Source organism: Nocardioides alkalitolerans DSM 16699, assembly GCF_000426525.1.
In the GTDB taxonomy this organism is placed as follows: Bacteria; Actinomycetota; Actinomycetes; order Propionibacteriales; family Nocardioidaceae; genus Nocardioides; species Nocardioides alkalitolerans.
Genome location: NZ_KE384533.1, coordinates 82,381 through 98,961 on the forward strand (window position 1 = coordinate 82,381; position 16,581 = coordinate 98,961).

Genomic DNA, 16,581 nt, shown 5'->3' on the forward strand with positions numbered 1-16,581 from the left:
TGGTGAGGGGAGGTCAGGCGCGGGCGAGCCGCGGGTCGGCGACGGGCGCCGAGGCGAGCAGGGTGCGGGTGTAGGGGTGCGCCGGGGCGGCGCAGACGGCGGCGGTGTCGCCGGTCTCGACGAGCTCGCCGCGCCGCAGGACGGCGACGCGGTGGCAGAGGTGGCGGACGACCGCCAGGTCGTGGGTGATGAAGAGGTAGGTGAGCCCGAGCTCGTCCTGCAGGTCGACGAGCAGGTTGAGCACCTGCGCCTGGATCGAGAGGTCGAGCGCGCTGACGGCCTCGTCGCAGACGACGACGTCGGGGCGGGGCACGAGGGCGCGGGCGATCGCGATGCGCTGGCGCTGCCCGCCGGAGAAGGCGCCCGGGTAGCGGTCGGCGGAGGCCGGCGGGATGCCGACGCGCTCGAGCATCTCGAGGCTGCGGGCGCGGGCCTCGGCGCGGTCGACCTCGGGGCTGCTCGCCAGGGTCTCCATCACCGACTGCAGCACCGTGCGCTGCGGGTTGAGGGAGAGGTAGGGGTTCTGGAACACCACCTGGATCCGCTGGCTGAGGCGGCGACGCGTCCGGCGGTCGGCCCGCGTGATGTCCTCGCCGTCGAATCGGATGGCGCCCGCGCTGACGGGCACGAGGCCGAGCACGGCGCGACCGAGCGTGGTCTTGCCCGAGCCGGACTCCCCCACGAGACCGAGGGTCTCCCCGCGGTGGAGGTCGAGGGACACGTCGGCCAGCGCCGCCTTGCCGGTGGAGCGGCGGCCCGCGCGGCGGGCGCCGTACGTGACCGAGAGGTCGTCGATCTCAACGAGCGGCATCGGCGTACTCGCCCTTCTGGTCGGTGGACGGCCCGGTGGCGGGCTTCGTGGGCGAGGCACCGGTGACGGGGTGGAGGCAGCGCACGCGGCGGTCGCCCACCGCCCCCGTCGAGCCCGTGGTCGGGCCCGCGGTCAGCACGAGCGCGACCGGGGTCGACGTGCAGTCGCTCTCGCGGCGCTCGCAGCGGTCGGCGAACGCGCAGGCCGAGGAGCGCTCGCGCGGCGACGGCACCTGGCCGGGGATCGAGCGCAGGCGCTCCCGGAAGGCGGCGCCGGTCGGGTTCGCGGCCATGAGAGCCCGCGTGTAGGGGTGGGCCGGGTGGTCGAAGAGGTCGAGCACCGTGCCCTCCTCGACCACGCGCCCGGCGTACATGACGACGGCCCGGTCGCACAGCTCGGCGACCACGCCCCAGTCGTGGGTGACGATCACGATCGCCAGGCCGGTGCGCTCGCGCAGGTCGCGCAGCAGGGCGAGGATCTCGGCCTGCACCGTGACGTCGAGCGCGGTGGTGGGCTCGTCGGCGAGCAGCACGCGCGGCCGGCCGGCGAGCGCCCGGGCGATGGCGACGCGCTGGGCCATGCCCCCGGAGAGCTCGTGGGGGTACGACGCGAGCACGCGGTCGGCGTCGGGCAGCTGGACCTGCTCGAGCAGCTCCCGCACCCGGACGTCGGTCGCGGCCCGGTTGCCGCCGTCGCGCAGCCGCACGACCTCGCGCAGCTGGGCCCGGACGGTGAACGAGGGGTCGAGACCGGCCACCGGCTCCTGCGGCACGAAGGCGACGGCGGAGCCGCGCAGCGCGGCCATCCGGCGCTCGGTGAGGTCGAGGGCGTCGGCGCCGTCGATCTCGAGCCGCTCCGCCTCGAGCACGAGGCCGGGCGGCAGGAGCCGCAGCAGCGCGGAGAGGGTGAGGGTCTTGCCGCAGCCGGACTCGCCGACCAGGCCGACGACCTCGCCCGGCGCGACCCGCAGGTCGACGTCGTCGACGAGCGCGGTGCCCTCGTGCAGCACCCGGAGGCCCCGGAGCTCGAGGACGGCGTCGATCTTCGCGTCGGCGGCGTCGGTCTCCTTGCCGGCGACGTCGGCCGTGGCGTGGGCCTTCGCGTCGGCCGGCGTCGTACGACGCACGCGGGTGCGCAGCTGGCGCCACGAGGTGGGGGCGGTGTCGCTCCGGTCGGCGCTGACGTCGCGGACCACGTCGCCGAGCACGCCGAAGGCCAGCGCGGTGAGCACGATGACGCCGCCGCTGGGCACGAGCAGCCACGGGTGGCTGGCGATCGCGGCCGAGGCGTCGGTGACGAGACCGCCCCAGCTCGGGGTCGGGGGCTGCACGCCGAGGCCGAGGTAGTTGATGCCGGACTCGACGAGCAGCGCGGAGCAGGCCAGGAGCGACGCCTGCACCAGCACGGGCGGCAGCACCCGGGGCAGCACGTGGCGCGCCACGACCTGGTGGGCACGCAGGCCGGCCACCTCGGCGGCGAGCACGTAGTCGTCGGAGCGCACCGTCATCGCCGCCGCCCGCACCACGCGGCCGAGGCCGGCGGAGGCGAGGAACCCGAAGGTGAGCATCGCGGCCGTCTCGTTGCGGCTGAACACCGCGAGCACCACCAGCAGCGTGACCACGAGCGGGATCGCCAGCGCGACGTCGCACAGCCACATCAGCACCCGGTCGGTGCGGCCGCCGCGGTAGCCCGCGACCAGGCCGGTGAGGGTGCCGACGACGACGAACACGGTGACCGCCTGCGCCACGGCGAGGAGGCTGACCTGCCCGCCGTGGAGGATGCGGCTGAGCACGTCGCGGCCGAGCTGGTCGGCGCCGAGCAGGTGGGCGCCGCCGGGGCCGGCGAAGCTGGAGGAGAGGTCCTGGTCGAGCGGTCCGTACGGCGCGACGACGTCGGCGAGCACCGCACCGCCGACCACGAGGGCGATCCAGAGCAGGGCGAGGGCGCCGGCGGGGCGGCGCAGGACGCGGGCCCAGAGGCGACGGCGACGGGGCGCGGCGGCTGCGGCGGACGGCGCCAGGGGGGCGATCGAGGCGAGCTGCTCGGTCATCGGGAGACCTCCACGCGGGGGCTCAGCCAGGCGTAGCCCAGGTCGGTGAGCAGGTTGGAGCCGAGCACGACGAGCGTGTAGACGGTCACGACGCCGACGAGCACGGGCAGGTCGTGGCTGAGCGTCGCGGAGACCGCGAGCTGGCCGAGGCCGGGCAGGGCGAAGACCTGCTCGACGAGGATCGTGCCGCCGAGGAGGCCGATCATGACGAGGCCGACGACCGTGGTCACGGGCACGGCGGCGTTCTTGAGGCAGTGGGTGAGCACGATCCGCCGGTCGGGCACGCCGTTGGCGCGCAGGGCCCGGACGTGCTCGGTGGCCATGGCGTCGAGCACCGCGCCGCGGGTCTGCTTGGCGATGGTGGCGATGCCGCCGACCGAGAGCGCCAGCACCGGCAGCGTGAAGGAGCGCACCCAGCCGGCCGGGTCGACCGCGAACGGCACGAACCCGGTCGCCGGGAACCAGCCGAGGCGGGTCGCGAAGAGCAGGATGAGGAGCAGCCCGAGCCAGAAGGTCGGCACCGCCATGCCCAGCATCGCGAGGCCGTCGGTGACGCGGCCGGCGATCCCGCCGCGCACCGCGCCGACGAGCCCGAGCGTGACGCCGACGAGGGCGGCGAGCACGGTGGCGCTGAGGATGAGCGTGAGCGTCACCCCGAGCCGGGCGCCGATGATGTCGAGCACCGGCTCCCCGGTGAACAGCGACTGGCCGAGGTCGCCCTGGAAGGCACCGACGAGCCAGTCGCCGTACTGCGACCACAGCGGCTGGTCGAGACCGAGCTGGTCCCGCACCCGGTCGTAGGCGGCGGGGTCGGTGTTGGTGCCCAGCACGACCCGGGCGGCGTCGCCCGGGGTGAGGGACGCGAGCACGAACGTCAACGCGGAGACGATGCCGAGCGACGGCAGCGACCAGGCGATGCGACGGAGCACGAGCAGGTGCACGGTCTCCTCCTCTGGTGGGATCGGGCGGGGCGGGGGCGGATCAGGCGGTGCGGGTGACGGTCGTCACAACGGGCTCATCGGACCATGGGCGCGAGGGCGTCGGAACGGACCTTCTCTCCATCGCCCGGAGCGGCTCAGGGAGAACTCGTCCACTCCGCATCGGCGACGAGGGAACGGACGAGGCCCCGCGGCCCGACGGAGCGGACGAGCGCCTCCGCGGCCCGCACCTCGTCGCCGAAGCGGGGGTCGCCGGCGAGGTCGCCGAGCACCCGCGGGTCGCCCAGGAACGCGTCGAGGGCCTCGCCCTCGCCGCCCGGGAGGTCGACGTCCGGGGGCGCCTGGAGCGCCGGCGCACCGGTCGCGCCCGCCCGCCGCAGCGTCGTCCACCACAGCGCCACGAGCGCGGCGGTGACGGGCACGGGCCTCCCGACGGAGACCGACTCCGCGGCCGCGGCCAGCACGAAGCCCGGCACGCGGTCGGCCGAGTGCGCGGCGAGACGCACGAGCGTGTCGGGCAGCTCGGGCTGCGCGAAGCGCGCGAGCACCGTCTCGGCGTACGCCGCGGGGTCGGTGCCCGGGACCGGGTCGAGCGTCGGCAGCACCTCGGCGTGGAGGAAGCCACGCAGGAACGCGCGGACGTCGGGGTCGGTCGCCGCCTCGTGCACGGCGTGGTGGCCGAGCAGCAGCCCCGGCCAGGCGAGCGCCTGGTGGCCGCCGTTGAGCACGCGGAGCTTCAGCAGCTCGTACGGCGCGACGTCGGCCACGACCTGCACGCCGACCTCCTCGAGCGGGGGCCGCGCCGGGCCGGGGACGTCCTCGAGCACCCACTGCCGGAAGGGCTCCGCGACCACCGGGCAGGCGTCGTCGCGGCCCGTGGCCGCCCGGATGCGGGCGACGTCGGCGGGCGAGGTCGCCGGGGTGATCCGGTCGACCATGGACGACGGGAACCCGACCTCGTCCGCGATCCACCGCCCGAGGTCGGCGTCGACGTGGCCGGCCGCGGCGAGCACGGCGGCCCGCGCGACGCGGCCGTTGTGCTGGAGGTTGTCGCAGGACACGACGGCGAAGGGCGCCGTACCGGCCGCGCGGCGACGCCGCAGGGCCTCCACGAGCACCGCGAGCGTCGGCGTCGGCGGCCCGTCGACCGGGTAGCCGCCCTCGGTCACGGTGAGCGTCACCCAGCGCGTGCTCGGCCGCTCGAGGCGGTCGAGCACGGCGGTCGCCCCCGCCGGGTCGGTGAGCAGGAGGTGCTCGAGGTGGGACCCCACGACGAGGTGCTCGGCGCCGGCCGCCGTCCGCGTCTCGACGGTCCAGAGGTGGTCCTGCGCCCCCAGCGCGGCGTGGAGCCGCGCGTCGTACGACGTGGTGCCGACCCCGACGACACCCCAGTCGAGGGCGCGCCCGCGGGCGAACAGCTCGTGGAGGTAGACCGCCTGGTGGCTGCGGTGGAAGCCTCCGACGCCGAGGTGGACGACCCCCGGCGTCAGGTGGGCACGGTAGGCCGGCGCGACGAGCGCGCTCACCCCTGGTGCGCCGGGGCGGTGCGGGGGTCGACGTCGAGCGCCGCCACGACCTTGCCGGGGTTGAGGATGAGGGCCGGGTCGAGGGCGCGCTTGACCGCGCGGTGCATCGCCAGCACGGCCGGGTCGAGCTCGCGCTCGAGGCCGCCGCGCTTCAGGATGCCGACCCCGTGCTCGCCGGTCACGGTGCCGCCGAGCTCGAGGGCCGCGTCGAGGATCTCCTCGAACGCCGCCTGGGCGCGCTCGCGGGCCGCGTCGTCGCCCGGCGGCGTGATGATCAGCGGGTGCAGGTTGCCGTCGCCGGCGTGCGCGATGTTGGCGATGCGCACGTCGTGGCGCTCGGCGACCTTCTCGATGCGGGCGAGCATCGCGGGCACGTGCTCCTTGGGCACGCAGACGTCCTCGGTGAGCACCGGGCCGAGACGCTCGAGCGCCGGGTAGGCCAGCCGACGGGCCTCGAAGAGCGCCTCCGCTTCCTGCTCGTCGGTCGAGCGGTCGGCCCACGTGGCGCCGGACTCGGTGAAGCAGGCCACCACCCGGTCGGCGATCTGCTCGCCGACGGCGCCGGGCTCGTCGACGCGCGCCAGCAGCACGGCGTCGGCCTCGACCGAGAGACCCATCTGCTTCCAGGCGTCGACCGCCTCGAGGCAGTGCCGGTCCACGAGCTCGAGCGCCGCGGGGGTCAGCCCGGCAGCCGCCACCGCGCGTACGGCGGACCCGGCGTCGACCACGGAGGAGAAGTAGCCGGCGACGGTGATCGCCGGGGGCGGCAGTGGACGGAGCCGCAGGGTGACCTCGGTGACGATGCCGAGCGTGCCCTCGGAGCCCACGAGCAGGCCGGCGAGGTCGTAGCCGGCGACGCCCTTCGCCGTACGGCGACCCAGCCGCACCACCTCGCCGGTGCCCGTGACGACCTCGAGCGCGAGCACGTAGTCGCGCGTCACGCCGTACTTCACGCAGCACAGGCCACCGGCGTTGGTGGCCACGTTGCCGCCGATCGTCGACCACGGCGAGCTCGCCGGGTCGGGCGGGTACCAGAGGCCCTGCGGCGCGACGGCGGCGCGGAGGTGGTCGTTGACGACACCGGGCTGCACGACGGCGAGCCGCTCGAGCGGGTTGATCTCGAGCACGGCGTCCATCGCGGCCAGCGAGAGCACGATGCCGCCGTCGACCGCGTTGGCGCCGCCCGACAGGCCGGTGCCGGCACCGCGCGCGACGACCGGCACCCCGTGCCGGTGGCAGGCCGCGACGACCGCCTGCACGTCGGCCGTCGACCGGGCGCGCACGACCGCCAGCGGCGCACCGACCGGCGCCCACTCGGCGTGGTCGTGGCTCAGCGGACCCGTCGAGACGGGGTCGACGAGCACCTGGTCGGGCGTGAGCGCTGCGCGGATCTCCGCGAGCACGGGCGGGCCGGTGACGCTGTCGGGCATGGGTCCTCCGAGGGGTGACGGGCGTCACGGTGAACGCCCGGGCCCCAGAGGACCATCCCGGGCCGGGGGACGACTGCGGACGATTCCTCCACCATCGGCGGCGGAGGCCGGAGAGATGCTCCCCGCCCTCCGGGGTCGACGAGGCCGCCCGGGGCGGGCGCGACCGGAACCTTCTCCGTTCGGCCGCGTTCAAGTGGGTACCAACCGCACGACGGCCCGCCGCCTCCCGGGCCGTCGCCGAGAGGAGCACTTCTTCGATGGACCAGGTGACGGGTCACCGGCCACACCCCCCGCAGAGCCGCGAGCCACCGCACGACCCCTCCCAGCCCGGGCCAGGTCACCGCGAGGGCGCCTTCGTCGCCCGGGTGCCCGCCTCGACCACCTCGACGCGGCCCCTGCGCACGCTCATCTCCGAGGCGCTGCACCTCGCGGGGGCCGACAGCGAGCTCGTCGACGACGCCACGCTCGTGCTCCACGAGCTGGTGGTGAACGGGATCGAGCACGGCGTCCACGACGAGGACGGCACGATCGAGGTCACCTGGCACGTCGCCGACGACAGCGTGGAGCTCGCCGTGCGCGACCTCGGCACCACGCTCTCGGAGGCGGTCGCGAACCGGGCCGCGGCCACCGACCCGATGGAGTCCGTGCGCGGGCGGGGGCTGACGATCGTCGAGGCGCTCAGCGAGGCCTGGGGCGTCGAGGAGGCCGACGGCACGCGGGTGTGGGCCCGGCTGCGCGTACCACCGCGACCGGGCCTGCCTGACCGGGCGCCGCCCACCCCGGCCGACCGCACCGACGTCGCCTAGGACCATCGGCCTCGGACAGCCGGGCAGCCGGCTCAGCCGGGCAGCCTGCCCAGCCGCGGCGACAACGTCAGCACGGCGATGTCGTCGCTGGCCAGCCCGACCTGGTGCGCCAGCGCACCCTCGACCACCGCCGCCGTGATGGCCCGGGCGTCGTGGGGCGCCCCGGCGACCAGCCGGGCCAGTCCGTCCTCCCCCAGCATCCCGCTCGGCCCCTGCGCCTCGGTGACCCCGTCGGTGTAGAAGGTGACGGTCTCGTCGACCAGGTCGAGCGACACCGTGCCGAACTCCGGGCGGGGCAGGAGCCCGACCGGGGTGCCGTACTCGCCGACCTCGACGACGCTGCCGTCGGTCCTGCGCAGCAGCGGCGGCGGGTGCCCCGCCAGGGACACGTCGAGGCGCCACCGGTCACCCAGGAGGTCGAGCCGCCCGAGCGCGAGGGTGCAGAAGTGGTCGGTGGGGTCGTCCGCCAGCGTGCGGTCGAGGTGGCGCAGCACCTCGCTCGGATCGGCGTGCTGCATCGCGAGGGCGCGCACGTGGTGACGCACGGAGGCCGTGACCGCCGCGGCCAGCGCCCCCTTCCCGCTGACGTCGCCGAGCACGACCACCCACGAGCGCCCGCCGGTCTGGAAGACGTCGTAGAAGTCGCCACCGACCTCGTTGCCGTCGCCCGCGGGGCGGTAGCCCGCGGCGATGTCGAGGTGCTCCACCACCGGCGGCGCCGGCGGGATGAGGGTGGCCTGGAGGGCGACCGCCAGCGCGTCCGCCGCGGCCCTCGCGGACTCCGCCTCGCGGGTCGCCCGCAGGAGGTCGCTCTCGTAGCGGCGGCGCTCGCTGACCCCCACGACCAGCGCGCGCACGACCGCGGGCGTCACGTCGCCGTCGCGGGTGGCGCTCACCATGACGGGCACCCGCGTGCCGTCGGGCGTGACGACGTCGAGCGCGACCTCGTCGATCCGGCCCGTCCGCCGGAGCATCGGCAGGAGGTGGGTCTGCGTCATGATCCGGCCCCCCGCCGAGAGCAGGTCGCCGATCGGCCGGCCCACCACGTCCGGCTCGGGGCGGGCCGCCAGGTCGAGCATCGCGTGGTTCGCGGCCACCACGACCAGGGCGTCGTCGAGCAGCAGGGCACCCCCGGGCAGGAGCGACCACTCGACGCCCTCGGGTCGGTGCGGGGCGCTCACGCCCTCCCGCCGTCGACGAACGAGCGGATCGCGTCGGCGGTCGCGCCCGGCGCCGTCAGGTGCGGCGAGTGCCCGACCGTGTCGATGGTGACGAGCTGCGAGCCCCGCACGTTCTCGTGCACGAACCGGCCGGCCTCCGGGGGCGCGACGACGTCGACGGCGGACTGCAGCACGAGGGTCGGGGCCGCCACCCGGGCGAGGTCGGCGCGGTTGTCGCCGCGGAAGGTGAGGCTCGCGAACTGACGGGCGATGTCGGGCCGGGTGCGGCAGAAGCTCTCCTCGAGCTCGGCGGCCACACCCGTGTCGCCGCCGGCGGCGGTCGCCCCGACCATCCCGGCCAGGGGCGCCTGCCAGCCCAGGTGGTTCCGATCCATCGTCGCGAGCAGGTCGTCGATGTCGGCCTCGGAGAAGCCGCCCACGTAGTCGCCCTCGTCGATGTACCGCGCGGAGGGGGCCACCATCACGAGCGTCGAGACCCGCTCGGGGGCCAGGGCGTGGGCGAGCACGCCGATCATCGCCGACACGGAGTGGCCCACGAGCACCGCGTCGTCGAGGTCCAGCTCGACGAGGAGGTCGACGACGTCCTGGGCGTAGGCCTCCAGCCGGTCGTACCGCGCGGCGTCGTACGCACGGACGTCCGAACCGCCCGAGCCCGCCAGGTCGAGCAGCACCACCCGGTGGTCGTCGAACGCCGGGGCCACGAACCGCCACATCTGCTGCCCGCACCCGAACCCGTGGACGAACACCATCGGCCGTCCGTCCACCGCACCGTCGACGTGCGCGTTCAGGCGGGCGGCGACACTCACGCGCCCATCCTAGGGGCCTGCGCCGGTCCGGCGCCGAGGAACGACGGGGCGGCCGGACTGACTCACCGGCAGTCGGGTACCGCCTCCGACCAGACGCCACAGAAGGAGGCACGACCATGCGGAAGCTGACGTTGCTCGTCGGGATCGGGATCGGCTACGTGCTCGGCGCACGCGCCGGTCGCGCACGCTACGACCAGATCAAGACCCAGGCCCAGAACGCCTGGAACAACCCCACCGTCCAGGAGAAGGCCGCCGAGGCCCAGGCCAAGGTCCGTGAGACCGCGCCGAAGGTGGGCGAGGCGGTCACCGAGAAGGCCGGCGAGGTCGCCCACAAGGCGAGCGAGGTCGCGTCCGACGTCGCCGCCAAGGTCCGCCGCCACGACGACGACACCGACCCGGGCACGCCGATCGCCGACGGGCTCGCCCAGCCGGGCTCCTCGTTCGGTCGCTGAACCGGCGAGGTCCCACACGCACCACCTGCTCGACGGCACCACCCGTACGACGACGGGGCGGCCGGCGCACCCAGCGCCGACCGCCCCGTTCGCACGTCCCGACCCGTCGGGCCGTCGGGCCGCGGGCCGTCAGTTCAGAATGCGCACCGTCGAGGGCACGCCGCCGCCGGCGTGCACGTCCTCGACCAGCTCGGCCAGCGCGGTCAGGGCCACGTTCTGCGAGAGCGGGCCGTAGGAGACGCGGCCGACACCGAGCTCGGTGAGCCGGGCGAGCGACGGGATCCCCGGGATGCCGATGAGCGTGAGGCGACGCGGGCCGAACGCGTCGGCGAGCGTGCGCACCTGGTCCTCGTCGAGCTTGCCGGGCACGAACACGACGGGCGCGCCGGCCTCGAGGTAGGCCAGCCCGCGCCGTACGGCGTCGTCGAGCACCTCGGCGGGGTCGCGGTCGCCGGCCTTCACGAAGGCGTCGGTGCGGGCGTTGAGCACGAAGTCCGGTACGCCGGCCGCGGCGGCGGCCTGCATGATCGCCGCCACCTGGGCCGTGGCCTCCTCGACCGGCTTCATCTGGTCCTCGATGTTGGCCCCGACGACGCCGATCTCGATCGCGCGGCGCACCGTGTCGGCCGCGTCGCCGTACCCGCCCTCGAGGTCGGCGCTGACCGGCAGGTCGGTGGCGCGCACGATGCGCTCGACGGCGGCGAGCATCTCGTCGCGGGGGATGTTCTCCCCGTCCTCGTAGCCGAGCGAGGCGGCGATGGAGTGGCTCGCGGTGGCGAGCGCGGTCGTGCCGGGGATGTCGGCGACGACCTTGGCGGTGATGACGTCCCAGACGTTGACGACGGTGAGCAGCTCGTCGGCACGGTGGAGGTCGAGGAGCGCGGTGGCGCGCGATGCGGTGGTCATGCTCGTCAACGTAGCCGGGGGGCCGCAGTCGGGGTGGTCAGCCGCGTGGTCAGCCGGGTGGTCAGCCGGGGCAGGTGGCGAACACGTCGCCGTACGCCGGGTCCGCGGCCGTCGTCGCGGCGCCCGCGTCGACGACGGGGCCGCCGGTGACGGCGTAGCGGCCGTTCCAGCTGACGAAGCGCGCACCGTCGGCGCACTCGCGGTAGGGGGCGCCGGTCAGGGTGCCGTCGACGTCCAGGCAGCCGGCGTAGTCGCCGGGGAGGGTCTGGCCGACGGCCCAGGCGTCGACGCAGGCCGGAGGCTCCGCGGGGCTGTCGGCCTGCGCGACCCCCACGCCGTACACGGCTGCGGCGACCGCGCCGAGCACTCCGAGTCGCGTCAGCACCGAGATCACGTCGCGGAACCTAGCCACGCCCCGCGGCCGGCGGGTGAACGACGGGCGTCGGACCGGGGACGACTGGCCGCCCACCCGTCGGCTTGCCTAAATCCTTTAGGAAAACGACTATGTCTCTATGGTTCGCAAGGGACTCACCCCGACGTCGGTCACCGAGGCCGGAGCCCAGCTGGCCGACGAGGTCGGCTTCGCCCACGTGACGCCGTCCGCGCTCGCGCGCCGGCTCGACGTCCAGGTCGCGAGCCTCTACTCCCACGTGGCGGGCGCCGACGACCTGCGCACGCGCATCGCCCTGCTCGCCCTCACCGAGCTCGCCGACCGCGCCGCCGACGCCCTCGCGGGGCGCTCCGGCAAGGACGCCCTGCGCGCCCTGGGCGACGTCTTCCGCGACTACGCCCGCGACCACCCGGGCCGCTACGCCGCCGCCCGCCACCCGCTCGACCACGCCACGGCGATGGCCAGCGACGGTCCGCGGCACGCCCGGATGAGCCGGGCGGTGCTGCACGCCTACGGGCTCGACGAGCCCGACGAGACCCACGCCGTTCGCCTGCTCGGCAGCGTCTTCCACGGCTTCGTCAGCCTCGAGCTCACGGGCGCGTTCAGCCACAGCGCGCCCGACTCCGGCGCCACCTGGACGCGCATCGTCGACTCGCTCGACGTGCTGCTGCGCACCTGGACCGCCACCACCCCCACCGACGACACCGAGAGCATCTGAGATGACCACCCTCACCACGACCCCGATCACCGCCGACCTCGTCGCCGGCGCCCTCGAGCTGGAGGCGACCCCGCGCGGCCTCCTGCCCCACCGGCTACCCGCACGGGCCCGCGCCCAGAACACCGACCCGCAGCTCGCGATGGCCGAGTCGCAGCCGTCGGGCGTCCGTGTCGCCCTCCGCACCCGCGCGACGGTCGTCGAGCTCGACACGATCCCCACCAAGCGGGCGTACGTCGGGGTGCCGCCCCGCCCGGACGGCCTCTACGACCTCGTCGTCGACGGCGTGCCCGCCGGCCGGGGCAGCGTCACCGGGGGCGACCTGCTCACGATCGACATGCGCACGGGCGGCTTCGAGCACACGGCCGGCGATCCCGGCACCCTGCGCTTCGACGGACTGGCCGACGACCTCAAGACCGTCGAGATCTGGCTGCCCCACACCGAGACGACGGTGCTGGCGGCACTGCGCACCGACGCGCCCGTCGAGCCGGTACGGCGCGGGGACCGCCCCGTCTGGCTGCACCACGGCAGCTCGATCAGCCACGGGTCCGACGCCGCGAGCCCGAGCACGACCTGGCCGGCGCTCGCCGCCGCGCGGGGCGGGGTCGACCTCGTCAACCTCGGGTTCGGCGGCGGCGCGATGCTCGACCCGTTCACGGCGCGCGCGATGCGGGACACCCCGGCCGACCTGCTGAGCGTGAAGATCGGCATCAACGTCGTGAACGCCGACCTGATGCGGCTGCGCGCCTTCTCCCCCGCCGTCCACGGCTTCCTCGACACGGTCCGCGACGGCCACCCGACCGCCCCGCTGCTCGTCGTCTCCCCGATCTGGTGCCCGACCCACGAGGACACCCCCGGCCCGCTCGCGCCCGACGCCGAGGCCATGCGGGAGGGGCGCGTGCGGTTCGTCGCCACCGGCGACCCGGCCGAGGTCGCCGCCGGACGCCTCACCCTGGGCGTGGTCCGCACCGAGCTCGCGCGCATCGTGGCCGAGCGCGCCGCGAGCGACCCGCACCTCCACCTGCTCGACGGCCTCGAGCTGTACGGCGAGGCCGACCACGCCGAGCTCCCCCTGCCCGACGGGATCCACCCCGACGCCGCCACCCACCGCCGCATCGGCGAGCGGTTCGCGGAGCGGGCGTTCGGCGCGGGCGGGGCGTTCGGCGGCCGGGCCGGGGACCTTTCGCGGTAGGTCGTACCCGGGTCACGGGTGCCACCTACCGCGGACGACCGACCCGAGCCCCGCCCTCCGCCCCGAGGGACTTCTGCGGTGCTGTGGCGTCCGGGTGCGCGTTCTGCCGCGTGTGCAGTCACCCGGACACCGCGTTACCCGGGCTCGAGCGGCGACCACCCCATGAGACCCCGGATGTGTAACTCGCGTGACTCACTACAGTTTGACGCTCCGTCTCTCGAGGAGCACCCATGGCTGACGACGACACCCGGCCCGCACCCGCGGCCACCACCCCTCCCCCGACCGGTGAGACCGACGGCGTACGACGCTTCGCCCTCAACGAGGACTGGGCGGCCACCGGGGTCGGCCTCGCGATCGTGCTGCTCGCGGCAGCCGGCGTCATCACCGAGGGCTGGCTGCCGCTGTGAGCGCGTCGACGCACGACGGCGCCTCCCCCGGGTCGACGACCACCGGCGGGGCCACACCCCCGGACCGCTCCGTCGTCGAGGACGGCACCCGCGTCACCGGGGCCGGGTTCGTGCTCGGGCTCCTCGCGGTCCTCGCCGGCGGCGTCGCCACCCGGCTGCTCACCGAGAACGTGCCGGTCTGGGCCGAGGACACGGCGTTCGCCGACGTCGCCGGGGCGATCGAGTACCCCGTCTACGCCATCCTCCTCGGCCTCGGCGGCAACGCCCTGCTGAGCGCGCTGGGGGTGCGCGACCGGCTCGCCGGTGGCTTCCGGACCGAGTTCTTCATCAAGACCGGCCTCGTCGTGCTGGGCGCGACCGTGGTGCTGTCGGTCCTGGTGCGGGCGGCTGGGCCGGCGATCCTGCAGGGACTCCTGCTCATCACCGGCGTCTTCGCGTTCGCGTGGTGGCTGGGCGGGCGGCTCGGGCTCGACGACCGGTTGCGCGCCCTGCTCGCCTCGGCGGTCTCGATCTGCGGGGTGAGCGCCGCCATCGCGGCGGCGGGCGCCGTACGCGCGCGGCGGGAGCAGCTCGCCTACACCGCGAGCCTCGTCATCGCGTTCGCCCTGCCGTCGATCTTCCTGCTGCCCTGGCTGGCCGGGCTCCTCGGCCTCTCGGACGCCGTCACCGGCGCCTGGCTCGGCGGCAACATCGACACCACCGCGGCCGTGACCGCGGCCGGCGCCATCGCGGGCGAGGACACGCTCCAGGTCGCCTCGGTCGTGAAGCTCACCCAGAACGCGCTCATCGGTTTCGTGGCCGTCGGCCTCACCGCGTGGTTCGCGTTCAAGGTCGACCGCGGCGCGGAGAAGCCGCGGGCGATCGAGCTGTGGCACCGCTTCCCGAAGTTCGTGCTCGGCTTCGTCGCGGCCTCCGTGATCGCGACGATCTTCGTCGAGCAGGCCGACGCTGCGACCGTGGAGCAGTTCGACACGGTGGTGAAGGGCTTCCGCGACTACTTCCTCATCCTCGCGTTCGTCAGCATCGGCCTGGAGTTCAAGGTCTCCGACGTGAAGGAGGCCGGGTGGAAGCCCGTCGGCCTCTTCGCCGCGGCCACCGTGGTCAACGTGCTCCTCGCCCTCGCGCTGGCGTCGGTGCTCTTCCGGAACTTCACCCTCTGATGACCACCGACGAGCCCACCGGCGAGCCGACCGGGGACGAGCCTGCCGCGTTCTGGCGCGAGCGGCCGAGCAGCGAGGGGAAGCCGCCGCGGGTGCTGATCCGGGTGTTCCTGGCCCCCGGCACGCTCCGCGAGGGGATCACCTTCTACGAGCAGCTGCAGGGCACGCGGGCCGACGCCGTCTTCCCCTACCCGGAGGTGGGCCTGGCGCTCGCGACCGTCGGGGCGTTCCTGCTCCTCGAGGGCACCGACGAGGCCCTCGCCCCCTTCCGGGCGACGACGGGCACGCTGCTGGTCGACGAGGTGCAGCCCTACCACGACGCGCTCGTCGCCGCCGGCGCGGAGATCGTCGTACCGCTACGGGAGGTCCCGACCGGTGCCGGGTTCAACGCCCGGCACCCCGACGGCACCGTGGTCGAGTACGTGCAGCACCGCCCCCGGCCCGACGGCCGCTGAGCGCGTCAGCCCATCGACTTCCGACCGTCGATCGTCTCGCGCAGGATGTCGGCGTGGCCGGCGTGCTGCGCCGTCTCGGCGACGAGGTGCACGAAGACGCGTCGTGCGCTCCACGACGCCCCGGGCTCGAACCACGGGGCCTCGGGGAGCGGCTGACGGGCGGCGAGGTCCGTCGTCTCCACGAGGCGGTCGGTCGCGGCGGCGACCTCGTCGTACGCCGCGAGCAGCCCCGCGAGCGTCTCGCCCTCCAGCATGCGGAACCCGTCGGCGTACGCCTGGACCGCCGCCGGCGGGTTCGCCCAGTCGACGTTCGCCCAGTCGACGTCGGGCGCCGGCGCCGGTCCGTCGGTCACGAACGACGCCCACTCGGCCTCGGTCGACGACACGTGCTTGACGAGGCCGCCGAGGCTCAACGAGCTGACCGTCGGCGTGAGCCGGGCCTGCTCGTCGCTCAGCCCGGCGACCGTGACCCGGAAGAGGCCACGGTGCTTGCGCAGCGCCTCGAGGAGGTCGGCGCGCTCGGCGTCGAGGTCGCCGACAGCGGTGGTGGAAGTGGTGGTGGAAGTGGTGGAGGTGGACTGCTCGTTCGTCGTCATGCCTCCACGCTAGGAGCCCTTCCGGTCAGGTCCTGTCCTGAAAGCAGACGTGTTCCCGTCCCCTAGGCTCGCGGAGTGCGCCTCCTCCTCATCCGTCACGGCCAGACCCCGAACAACGTCGTCGGAGCGCTCGACACGGCCTTCCCGGGCGCCGGCCTCACCGAGCTCGGCCACACCCAGGCCCGCGCCGTGCCCGCCGCCCTGGCCGACGAGCCGATCGCCGGCCTCTACGCGTCGCGGCTGGTGCGCACGCAGCTGACCGCCGCACCGCTCGCCGAGGCGCGCGGCCTCGAGGTGGTCGTGCGCGACGGGCTGGAGGAGATCTCGGCGGGCGACCTCGAGATGCGCAGCGACCTCGACTCCGTCAAGGCGTACGCCGGCAGCGTCGGCGCGTGGCTGGAGGGCGACCTCGACCACCGCGTGCCGGGCGGCCCGAGCGGGCGGGAGTTCCGGGAGCGGTACGACGCGGCGGTCCGCGAGATCGCCGCCGCCCACGGGCCCGACGACACCGTCGCGGTCGTCAGCCACGGCGCGGCGATCCGGGCCTGGTCGACCCTGGCCGCGGGCATCGACCCCGACACGGCCACCGAGCTCTTCCTGCGCAACACCGGCCTCAGCGTGGTGGCGGGCAGCCCCGACGGCGGCTGGCGCCTCGAGCGCTGGTCGAGCGACCCCCTCGGCGGCCCCGGGCTCGCGGGCGAGCACGCCCACGACGTCACCGGCGAGAGCGCCGACGAGGTCGCGGAGGAGGAGTAGCCC

At 75.1% G+C, this 16,581-nt stretch carries 18 protein-coding genes; 8 read left to right on the forward strand and 10 right to left on the reverse strand.

Annotated features, from left to right (window positions below; translation table 11 throughout):
* Positions 1-13: 13 nt before the first annotated feature.
* The 5 genes from K329_RS0117105 to K329_RS27550 form a co-directional block, all read right to left on the reverse strand.
* Entirely contained in the window at positions 14-811 is a 798-nt protein-coding gene (locus K329_RS0117105) for an ATP-binding cassette domain-containing protein (RefSeq protein WP_028474009.1), read from the reverse strand.
* Complete coding sequence (locus tag K329_RS27545; RefSeq protein WP_052337042.1) at positions 798-2,861, reverse strand: dipeptide/oligopeptide/nickel ABC transporter permease/ATP-binding protein; 2,064 nt, start codon at positions 2,859-2,861, stop codon at positions 798-800. Before K329_RS27545 ends, K329_RS0117105 begins: the two co-directional genes overlap by 14 nt.
* Positions 2,858-3,802 (reverse strand): ABC transporter permease, encoded by a 945-nt coding sequence (locus tag K329_RS0117115; RefSeq protein ID WP_043644105.1) that lies wholly within the window; start codon positions 3,800-3,802, stop codon positions 2,858-2,860. The genes K329_RS27545 and K329_RS0117115 overlap by 4 nt, the downstream gene beginning before the upstream one ends.
* A gap of 134 nt (positions 3,803-3,936) precedes the next feature.
* Entirely contained in the window at positions 3,937-5,325 is a 1,389-nt protein-coding gene (locus K329_RS0117120) for a mannitol dehydrogenase family protein (protein WP_028474011.1), read from the reverse strand.
* Positions 5,322-6,755, reverse strand: a complete 1,434-nt coding sequence (locus K329_RS27550) for an FAD-binding oxidoreductase (RefSeq protein ID WP_052337043.1) — start codon at positions 6,753-6,755, stop codon at positions 5,322-5,324. Before K329_RS27550 ends, K329_RS0117120 begins: the two co-directional genes overlap by 4 nt.
* Positions 6,756-7,012: 257 nt before the next feature.
* Between K329_RS27550 and K329_RS27555 the strand changes: the two genes are divergently transcribed.
* Positions 7,013-7,561 (forward strand): ATP-binding protein, encoded by a 549-nt coding sequence (locus K329_RS27555; RefSeq protein WP_084541407.1) that lies wholly within the window; start codon positions 7,013-7,015, stop codon positions 7,559-7,561.
* Positions 7,562-7,593: 32 nt separating this feature from the next.
* Here K329_RS27555 and K329_RS27560 read toward each other — a convergent pair whose 3' ends face one another.
* A complete protein-coding gene (locus tag K329_RS27560; RefSeq protein ID WP_052337045.1) occupies positions 7,594-8,742 on the reverse strand; it encodes a PP2C family protein-serine/threonine phosphatase in 1,149 nt (382 codons plus the stop codon).
* The gene (locus tag K329_RS0117140) at positions 8,739-9,548 is read right to left on the reverse strand and encodes an alpha/beta fold hydrolase (RefSeq protein WP_028474012.1); all 810 of its coding nucleotides are present in this window, start codon (positions 9,546-9,548) and stop codon (positions 8,739-8,741) included. The genes K329_RS27560 and K329_RS0117140 overlap by 4 nt, the downstream gene beginning before the upstream one ends.
* Positions 9,549-9,664: 116 nt before the next feature.
* Here K329_RS0117140 and K329_RS27565 point away from each other — a divergent pair, with 116 nt between their 5' ends.
* Positions 9,665-10,000 carry a hypothetical protein gene (locus K329_RS27565; protein WP_052337046.1) on the forward strand — a complete coding sequence of 112 codons (336 nt, stop codon included), beginning with the start codon at positions 9,665-9,667 and terminating at the stop codon, positions 9,998-10,000.
* 129 nt (positions 10,001-10,129) lie between these two features.
* Here the strand turns inward: K329_RS27565 and K329_RS0117150 are convergent, their stop codons facing one another.
* Entirely contained in the window at positions 10,130-10,906 is a 777-nt protein-coding gene (locus K329_RS0117150; protein ID WP_028474013.1) for an isocitrate lyase/PEP mutase family protein, read from the reverse strand.
* 61 nt (positions 10,907-10,967) lie between these two features.
* Positions 10,968-11,300 carry a hypothetical protein gene (locus K329_RS0117155; RefSeq protein WP_028474014.1) on the reverse strand — a complete coding sequence of 111 codons (333 nt, stop codon included), beginning with the start codon at positions 11,298-11,300 and terminating at the stop codon, positions 10,968-10,970.
* A 118-nt stretch (positions 11,301-11,418) separates the two neighbouring features.
* Between K329_RS0117155 and K329_RS0117160 the strand changes: the two genes are divergently transcribed.
* From K329_RS0117160 to K329_RS0117180, 5 genes are all read left to right on the forward strand, one after another.
* Positions 11,419-12,015 (forward strand): TetR/AcrR family transcriptional regulator, encoded by a 597-nt coding sequence (locus tag K329_RS0117160; RefSeq protein ID WP_028474015.1) that lies wholly within the window; start codon positions 11,419-11,421, stop codon positions 12,013-12,015.
* A gap of 1 nt (position 12,016) precedes the next feature.
* A complete protein-coding gene (locus tag K329_RS0117165; RefSeq protein WP_028474016.1) occupies positions 12,017-13,204 on the forward strand; it encodes a GDSL-type esterase/lipase family protein in 1,188 nt (395 codons plus the stop codon).
* Positions 13,205-13,434: 230 nt separating this feature from the next.
* Entirely contained in the window at positions 13,435-13,611 is a 177-nt protein-coding gene (locus K329_RS31015) for a hypothetical protein (RefSeq protein WP_157571804.1), read from the forward strand.
* Positions 13,608-14,771, forward strand: a complete 1,164-nt coding sequence (locus K329_RS0117175) for a YeiH family protein (protein WP_028474017.1) — start codon at positions 13,608-13,610, stop codon at positions 14,769-14,771. Before K329_RS31015 ends, K329_RS0117175 begins: the two co-directional genes overlap by 4 nt.
* Positions 14,771-15,226 carry a VOC family protein gene (locus K329_RS0117180; RefSeq protein ID WP_052337047.1) on the forward strand — a complete coding sequence of 152 codons (456 nt, stop codon included), beginning with the start codon at positions 14,771-14,773 and terminating at the stop codon, positions 15,224-15,226. The genes K329_RS0117175 and K329_RS0117180 overlap by 1 nt, the downstream gene beginning before the upstream one ends.
* Positions 15,227-15,231: 5 nt before the next feature.
* On the opposite strand, the gene K329_RS0117185 is transcribed toward K329_RS0117180, so the two are convergent.
* A complete protein-coding gene (locus K329_RS0117185; RefSeq protein WP_028474019.1) occupies positions 15,232-15,822 on the reverse strand; it encodes a DinB family protein in 591 nt (196 codons plus the stop codon).
* Between the two features lie 75 nt (positions 15,823-15,897).
* On the opposite strand from K329_RS0117185, the gene K329_RS0117190 reads away from it, so the two are divergent.
* Positions 15,898-16,578: a histidine phosphatase family protein gene (locus tag K329_RS0117190; RefSeq protein WP_028474020.1), complete on the forward strand. Its 681-nt coding sequence runs from the start codon at positions 15,898-15,900 to the stop codon at positions 16,576-16,578.
* Positions 16,579-16,581 lie beyond the last annotated feature (3 nt).

Excerpts from the sequence above, each read along its gene's own strand:
- K329_RS0117105 (WP_028474009.1), bottom strand. The coding sequence starts at position 811 with ATGCCGCTCGTTGAGATCGACGACCTCTCGGTCACGTACGGCGCCCGC.
- K329_RS27545 (WP_052337042.1), bottom strand. The coding sequence starts at position 2,861 with ATGACCGAGCAGCTCGCCTCGATCGCCCCCCTGGCGCCGTCCGCCGCA.
- K329_RS27550 (WP_052337043.1), bottom strand. The coding sequence starts at position 6,755 with ATGCCCGACAGCGTCACCGGCCCGCCCGTGCTCGCGGAGATCCGCGCA.
- K329_RS27555 (WP_084541407.1), top strand. The coding sequence starts at position 7,013 with ATGGACCAGGTGACGGGTCACCGGCCACACCCCCCGCAGAGCCGCGAG.
- K329_RS27565 (WP_052337046.1), top strand. The coding sequence starts at position 9,665 with ATGCGGAAGCTGACGTTGCTCGTCGGGATCGGGATCGGCTACGTGCTC.
- K329_RS0117150 (WP_028474013.1), bottom strand. The coding sequence starts at position 10,906 with ATGACCACCGCATCGCGCGCCACCGCGCTCCTCGACCTCCACCGTGCC.
- K329_RS0117160 (WP_028474015.1), top strand. The coding sequence starts at position 11,419 with ATGGTTCGCAAGGGACTCACCCCGACGTCGGTCACCGAGGCCGGAGCC.
- K329_RS0117165 (WP_028474016.1), top strand. The coding sequence starts at position 12,017 with ATGACCACCCTCACCACGACCCCGATCACCGCCGACCTCGTCGCCGGC.
- K329_RS31015 (WP_157571804.1), top strand. The coding sequence starts at position 13,435 with ATGGCTGACGACGACACCCGGCCCGCACCCGCGGCCACCACCCCTCCC.
- K329_RS0117180 (WP_052337047.1), top strand. The coding sequence starts at position 14,771 with ATGACCACCGACGAGCCCACCGGCGAGCCGACCGGGGACGAGCCTGCC.
- K329_RS0117185 (WP_028474019.1), bottom strand. The coding sequence starts at position 15,822 with ATGACGACGAACGAGCAGTCCACCTCCACCACTTCCACCACCACTTCC.